The organism is Staphylococcus pseudoxylosus (genome assembly GCF_003697915.1).
In the GTDB taxonomy this organism is placed as follows: domain Bacteria; phylum Bacillota; class Bacilli; order Staphylococcales; family Staphylococcaceae; genus Staphylococcus; species Staphylococcus pseudoxylosus.
This window is the reverse complement of record NZ_RCVN01000095.1, coordinates 1-238: the sequence shown is the minus strand read 5'-3', so window position 1 is coordinate 238 and position 238 is coordinate 1. Positions and strand designations below refer to the sequence as shown.

The window sequence follows — 238 nt, the reverse complement described above, 5'->3', positions numbered from 1 at the left end:
CGTGATAAAGTTACAGGAGAGTTTATTGACGGTTATCGTGTAGTCGTTTATCCTAAATTGAAACCTACAGCAGAACCAACGAAAGAATCAGAAACAGATTCAGTAGACGGTGTCGACCCTATCCAATGGACGTTGGCAGTACAAGCTACTGAATCAGACATTTATTTGAATAATGGTAAAAATGTAGCTGCTATTGAATATGAAATTTGGGGAGACCAAGCAAAAGATTTCATCAAGA

1 protein-coding gene is annotated in these 238 nt (G+C 37.8%); it reads left to right on the top strand.

Going from position 1 to position 238, the window contains the following annotated elements; all coding sequences use genetic code 11:
- Nucleotides 1-238, top strand: a 238-nt coding sequence (locus D9V42_RS14955) for a hypothetical protein (RefSeq protein WP_208639107.1), incomplete at both ends; no start/stop codon positions are given.